A 6663-nucleotide genomic window follows, 5' to 3' on the forward strand; every position below is an offset into this window, starting at 1 on the left:
GTAATACACCAGTAACGGAACCTTTGGCAGTTTGAACAATCACATTTTTTCCTATAATACCCGTCAATGTTTGATACACATAGGGATCTGTAAGGGTCCACTTCATATTATCCATAACGCTCATCTCCTTTGGGCTGCTTCGTTTCTGAGTCAGTATATGCAGCACAGAGGTAAATAGGTATTATTCTTTTTGTGGAAGCTGAGCTAAAAATTGCTGACAAACCGAAGGTGAATCAAGTCTAGCAGCTACATAAGGAGGTAAGATATTTTCCCCTTGATCGAGCGGCAGACCTAACCAAAAATATTGGCGGTCAATCATGATAAATGGAAAAGCAATTCTTGAATTTTCCACAAAATCCGCTGTTAAACTTGTTTGCTGATCACTTATAACGGTAAGTTTGACCGATGACTTTCTGCTGTTTAACGCTTGTATCCACTCTGGGGTCAGAATTGATTGATTTGGGAGCGAAATAACGATGCTTTCTCGGGCGTTTTTCACATCAGTAAAAACAGGTTCAAGTTTTCGTGCATGCATCCAGATGAGTTTAGGATGATGGTGTTGAATCCACTTTCCAATATCAGCATTCGTAATACTTTGTCCGGCCGCTTGTTGATAGTCTACAAGCTGTCTTAGCACCTTTCCTTTATACACGGTTTTCTTAAGGAATGCTGTGTCACTAACTTGAATGAATTTCCCTTTTGTTCTAGTAATCGCTACATTTATCAGCCGCTCACTGTCTTTACCAGTCAGCAGCATACCTGCTCGTTGTTCAGGATAACTATCAACCGTATCAAAGATCATCACATCCCGCTCGCTCCCTTGGAAACGATGAACTGTTGCAGCAATAATATCGGCATGAGACCGTTCTTCCTGGTATAGATCATCAAGCAACAGGGTCATTAAAGCTGCTTGAGCTCGATAGGGGGATACATAGCCGATGGAACGTGCGCCCCCCATATACGCTTCATGAATCAGCTGAAACGAAATAAATAACTGCCATGGATTCATTTTTGACTTGGAAGTCCGTTCTGGAAGACAATGAGAACCAGAATAGCTTGTATCAAGTAAAATGGCTGCTTGATTTGGAAACGGGCTGGCTGTCATGATGCCTCCGCGTTTTTTAGCTGTATCCGGATGGTCACCGACTAAATTATTATAAATATATCGATTGGTGAACGCTGAAATGTCTGGGTGCATCCGCCGCTGCTGCTTGAGTAAAAATAAATGTGGATGAAGCGTACCGGTTTTTACCGATTCCGCGACACCTGTGCTGTGAAAAATATCCTCTTTGAGCCAGGTAGTTACTAGCGGGTGACGTCCAGCAGCAATCGGAGGAAGTTGTTTGAAATCCCCGCAAACGATAAGGTTTTTAGCAAGTGATGAGGCAAAAGCAACCTGTGGGACGTATGCCATACTCGCTTCATCCAGAATAACTATGTCGAATTCCGTGTCATATAGAGTTTGGTCACTCGCCGCTTTCGCAAGCGTGGTACCAAGGATCTTCGCCTCTTTTACTAACTCCATCTCTTTTTGACGAATTTTCTCCAGGACTCGAACCAGTTTTTTCTCTAGATCGATCAGCTTTTCTGAATCACGTTTGCTAAATGAACTAGAAAGATCTTGTTTTAAGTGCATTTTTTCGTCAACTAAACCTTCTTTATCATGTATTAAATCAGGAACATTCATTTTGAGAAGCTGAGCCGTAATGATGTCAGGATGTCCCGACAGTGCTTCACCAACTTGAGTACCATAGCGAAGAATTTCTCCTTCTTTAAACCGCTTTTTTTCTTCACAAAGGCTGATAGTTCTTCCATTAACACATCGACTGCTTGATTGCTGTGCGATAAGAGCAGAATCTTTTTACCTTTAAAGTAATGATTGGCTGCAACACGCGCCAGTGTATAGGTTTTCCCTGTACCTGGAGGTCCCCAGACAAACGTAATCGGATTGTATTTCGAGCGGACAAACAACTCACGCAGACTGGTTGAGTCTTCTGCAATCGGGTGCTTGGGAGGCATAGAGGGATCCATTAAACGTTTTACTCGAATTCGTTTTTGTTTGCTTTTTTTTATTTCATCAAGGCGTGAGATTAGATTATCGAGGAGCTCCCATGGATCGTGATAAAGAAAGGCTTCACTAATTAAATCGCCTAAAGACTTCTCGAAGGATAGGATGATGCTTTTCCCCTCTGATGAAAGGACACGTCCCTCCTGTTCAATCCCTCCCCATACCAATCGAATCATGGAGCCTACTGGTACACGGATGGAGACAGTCGTTTCAAAATAATAACTGAATAAATCGCTGCTGGACAGCAGGTGCCCATTACTGACCCGATAACGAGTACTGCCATACTTCTTCACATGTTGTATTTCAATTTGAAGGGCTTTTTGCCATTCTTTAATATATTCTACAGTTGAGTTCATTTTTCTCTTCCTTTACAAAATCAAGGCTCAATCACTGTGGATTGAGCCTTTTGGTTACTACACTATACCATTATTTTTGCTGCTTCTCTTCCATGAGTTCGGAAAATTCATTGACTAGTTCATTGAAAATCCCCATAGCATGTTTAATGGTTTCCGGCTTAGTTAAATCAACACCTGCTTTTTTGAGTAAGTCAAGCGGGTATTCAGAGCTTCCACTCTTTAAAAAGTTCAGGTACGATGCTAATGCTGTTTGATCTCCAGAAAGAATCTTGTCAGCAATTGTTATTGCAGATGCATAGCCTGTTGCATACTTATAAACATAAAAATGCCGATAGAAATGCGGAATCCGTGACCAGCCGTATTTGACCTCTTCATCAAATAGGATCTCATCCCCATTGTATTGCTTAAAGATTCCCGCGTAGACATCATTAAATACTTCCACTGTTAACGGTTCATCATTCTCCGCCTTTTCATGGACAATTTTTTCGAACTCCGCAAACATGACTTGCGTGAAGAAAGTTCCTTTAAAACTGTCAATGAAATGATTAATTAAGTGTTTTTTCTTTTGGGCGTCGGTTGTTGTGTTTAGCAAATACCGAATTAATAAAATTTCATTTACAGTTGAGGCAACCTCCGCAACAAAAATTGAGTACCCTGCGCTGATTTGGGGCTGGTAGTTTGAACTGAAATAAGAATGCATTCCATGTCCGCACTCATGCGCCAACGTAAACAGACTATCCAAGTCATCATGGTGATTTAACAGAATAAACGGATGTACGCCATAGAGCCCAAGATTATAAGCACCTGAACGCTTACCTGGTGTTTCACGTACATCTAGATAGCGTTTTTCTCTAAATTCAGCAAGAGTTGCCACATATTCTTCACCGAGCGGTTTTAACGCTTCTAGCATGATTTCATACGCTTGATCATAGGATATCTCTTCTTTAGCATCTTGAACAAGTGGAACATTCATATCATATTGGTGCAATTCGGATACGCCTAAAAGTTGTTTCCGAAGCTTAATGTACTTATGCATGGGAGCAATATTCTCTTTCGTTGCAGCAATAAGATTGTCATAGACTTCTTTCGGAACTTGGTCTGAAAATAATGATTTTTCTAGGGCAGAAGGGTAATTTCTTGTTTTAGACAAGGCGACATTATTTCGAACCGATGCAGATAAAGTAGATGCAATGGTATTTTTAAGTTGAACATAGGGCTTGTAGTAAGCATGATAGGCTTCCTTTCGTTTAGCCCGATCTGGATCTTCAATTAATTTTGTGTACATACCACGGGTAAGCTCGACTTTTTCCCCATCATCATTGGTTACTTTCCCGAATTTAATATCCGCATTATTAATCATGCCAAATGTTTTCTGTGGGGACCCAAATGCTTCGCTGATTTGAGAGAGAATTGCTTCTTGATCTTTGTTTAGTACATGGGATTTATACCGGTATGAATCAAATAGATCATCTTCAAAATATTTAAGACCTTCCACTTCCGCAATATAGCTTTTCAGTGTTGATTCTTCAAGACTTAATAAAAAAGGCATAAAGAATGATGAAGCTTGGCTGATTTTACGACCCAATTGCCCTGCCCTCTCTAACAAAGCTTGGCTTGATGAAGTACGTGTATCCAAATCAACAGAAAGCATCGCATACACATACACTTTTTTATAGGTATAGCCCAACTCCTCGCTTAATGATAAATAATCAAATAAAGCTTGCGCAGACGGAATATTATCTTCATATTCACCAAGTTTTTTTGTTAACGAACTAATTTGGTTGAAATCTTTTTCCCAAGTCATTTGATCAGGATAGATATCTTCTAAACGCCATTTCTCAGCTGTATTTACTTCATCTCTTGTTTTATATGTAGTCATTTTAGTGTATTCCTCCATTCATTATTCTATTTATATTATAAAGCACGAAAGTTACCCCTGGCTAATTTTCCTTTTATCCTAATTCCCTAAATTGGTAAAATAGGGATTGAAAAATCTTCGATATGGTGTAAAATTACACTATATTATAAAAAGGAGATTCCATATTTGAAAAAAATATTTGTTCTGATTAGCTATTTAGTGATCTTTGCTTTATCGGTCACTGCTTATCAAGCCAAGCTTTCATCACCAATCGCAGAGGATAAGGGTCATCTTCTACCCGTTGCATTAAAATCGATTGCTTCAGGTACGACGGATCAGGAATTGCAGCAGCTCGTCAAAACGGCAGGAAAAAATGACGATAAACTGTCTATCGCAGGGATGCAGCACAGCCAAGGAGGTCAAACGTTGTATCCTGACGCCATCATGGTTGATATGAAGCCCTATAACAAAATCCTATCTTTTAATCCCGGTCAAAAGACGATCACTGTGCAAAGCGGAGCAACTTGGGATGATATTCAAAAGTATATCAATCCTTATCATCTCGCTCTTAAGGTCACACAATCACAGAATATTTTTACCGTTGGCGGTTCACTTAGTGTGAATGTTCATGGCCGGGATATTCGTCATCATGCCCTAATAGAAACCGTTCAGTCATTTCGGCTTTTGATAGCAGAAGGAAGTATTCTTCAAGTGAGCAGACAGGAAAATCAAGAGTTATTTACGTCTGTGATTGGCGGGTATGGGCTGTTTGGGATTATTCTCGACGTGACGCTTGAATTGACGGACGATAAGCTTTATCAATACGAAACAAAAGAGGTAAATTACCGGGAGTATGATTCGTATTTTACGAAAGAAGTGCTCGCAAACGATCAAGTGAAAATGCATCTGGCAAGAATCTCTGTAGCCCCCGAGAGTTTTCTGACTGATATGTATCTGACCAATTATCTGCTTGCACCTGATCAAACACGATTAGAAGATTACGATTCTTTAAAAAGAGATTCCATCATTGCTTTACCAAAATTCTTTCTTGGACTTGCTCGTATAAATGATTCAGGCAAAAATACCTTTTGGAATATCCAACGTACATATACGATGAAAACAGATGGAAAGTTGATCTCGAGAAATAATAGTATGCGCTCTGATTCAACATTTATGGATTACGACCATGCTTCTAAAACAGAAACTCTGCAAGAATATTTTGTTCCAGTAAATGAGTTTGCGGATTATATTGATGATCTGCGATCCATGCTTGAAAAGGAGAAGGATTTTAATCTGCTTAATATCACCGTACGCTATGTAGAGAAAAATGAAGAAGCGGTGATGTCTTATGCGAAAGAAGATATGTTCGCGCTAGTTATGCTGATCAATCAGGGAACCTCAAAAAAAGCAGTTAAAGAGACAGAAGCGGTCATTCAAAAGATGATTGACCTAACACTTGCCCATCAAGGCAGTTATTATCTCCCATATTACAGCTATCCTTCTTCCTTATAATTAAGAGAAGCTTATCCACGAACGGAAGAATTTTTTAAATTAAAGCATAAGTATGATCCAGAGGAACGGTTTATGAATCTGTTTTATAAGGAGTATCAAGAATGAATTATCGTCGTTTCGTCTTATATCAGGGAACGATTGGCATGGCCAGCAGTATGATCTTCCCGTTTTATATTTTGGTATTAAAAAATACCGGAAACAATTATGCCCAATTTGGTTGGGCATATGGTTTATTCGCCTTAACTTCCGCTTTAACCTATCCAGTCATTGGTAGACTTGCTGACCAGATTGGCGATAAAGTACTTCTGCTGGTTTATTCATGGGCAATGGCACTCTTGTTACTGTTTTTTCCCCTTGTTGAAGAAGTTTGGCAAGTGTATCTTTTACAAATAATGATGGGCGTTCTCGGAGCGGTTCAAAAAAATTCTGAAAAACGGTGCTTGCTCGTCATGTTGATAAAGGAAAGGCCGGGAAAGAAATTGGACAATATCATGTCTGGACTTCTATTGGAGCGGCAGTTGCAGTGATTGCTACAGGGTATCTCGTCGATTTTTTGACGATTGGAACGATTTTTTACCTTGCCTCCCTTGTCTATGTGTGGAGTGGTTTTTATATCCTAAGAAAAGAAAAAGCAGCAACTGCTTCTTGAGCAGTTCTGCTTTTTCTTTCTAAAGATGATTAACTGTCTTTATGGTGGAAAGGACACTTCCCTTGGATCGGTTCACTGTCATCCCCAATAAAGAATTGCTTCCATTCATTATGTTCAGGATCCCCATAATGAGAAATATCAGGGTGTGTCGGTAGATGATCCCATTTCTCTACTCGTTCTCTTACTTTTTCACGAGACATGATTCCGCCTTTTTCCGTTC

General features: G+C 39.7%; 5 protein-coding genes and 2 pseudogenes. 2 read left to right on the plus strand and 5 right to left on the minus strand.

Annotated features, from left to right (window positions below):
* The 4 genes from WYK_RS23890 to pepF all read right to left on the minus strand — a co-directional run.
* Window positions 1-124 (minus strand): DUF2642 domain-containing protein (locus WYK_RS23890; RefSeq protein ID WP_152526440.1); only part of this gene is annotated, 124 nt, incomplete at its 3' end.
* A gap of 57 nt (window positions 125-181) precedes the next feature.
* Complete coding sequence (locus WYK_RS08470) at window positions 182-1687, minus strand: AAA domain-containing protein (protein WP_328286274.1); 1506 nt, start codon at window positions 1685-1687, stop codon at window positions 182-184.
* On the minus strand, window positions 1684-2424 hold the full coding sequence (locus WYK_RS26145; RefSeq protein ID WP_328286275.1) for an AAA domain-containing protein: 741 nt from the start codon (window positions 2422-2424) through the stop codon (window positions 1684-1686). Before WYK_RS26145 ends, WYK_RS08470 begins: the two co-directional genes overlap by 4 nt.
* Window positions 2425-2494: 70 nt before the next feature.
* Window positions 2495-4303 carry an oligoendopeptidase F gene (gene pepF, locus WYK_RS08475; RefSeq protein ID WP_040374093.1) on the minus strand — a complete coding sequence of 603 codons (1809 nt, stop codon included), beginning with the start codon at window positions 4301-4303 and terminating at the stop codon, window positions 2495-2497.
* A gap of 156 nt (window positions 4304-4459) precedes the next feature.
* Between pepF and WYK_RS08480 the strand changes: the two are divergent.
* Both WYK_RS08480 and WYK_RS08485 read left to right on the plus strand, forming a co-directional pair.
* Window positions 4460-5899, plus strand: a pseudogene (locus WYK_RS08480) (FAD-binding protein).
* Window positions 5896-6443: pseudogene (locus WYK_RS08485) on the plus strand (MFS transporter). Before WYK_RS08480 ends, WYK_RS08485 begins: the two co-directional pseudogenes overlap by 4 nt.
* Before the next feature lie 29 nt (window positions 6444-6472).
* Here WYK_RS08485 and WYK_RS08490 read toward each other — a convergent pair.
* Window positions 6473-6663 (minus strand): YqcI/YcgG family protein (locus tag WYK_RS08490; RefSeq protein ID WP_040374094.1); only part of this gene is annotated, 191 nt, incomplete at its 5' end.

This window comes from Peribacillus psychrosaccharolyticus ATCC 23296 (assembly GCF_000305495.1).
Lineage (GTDB): Bacteria > Bacillota > Bacilli > Bacillales > DSM-1321 > Peribacillus > Peribacillus psychrosaccharolyticus.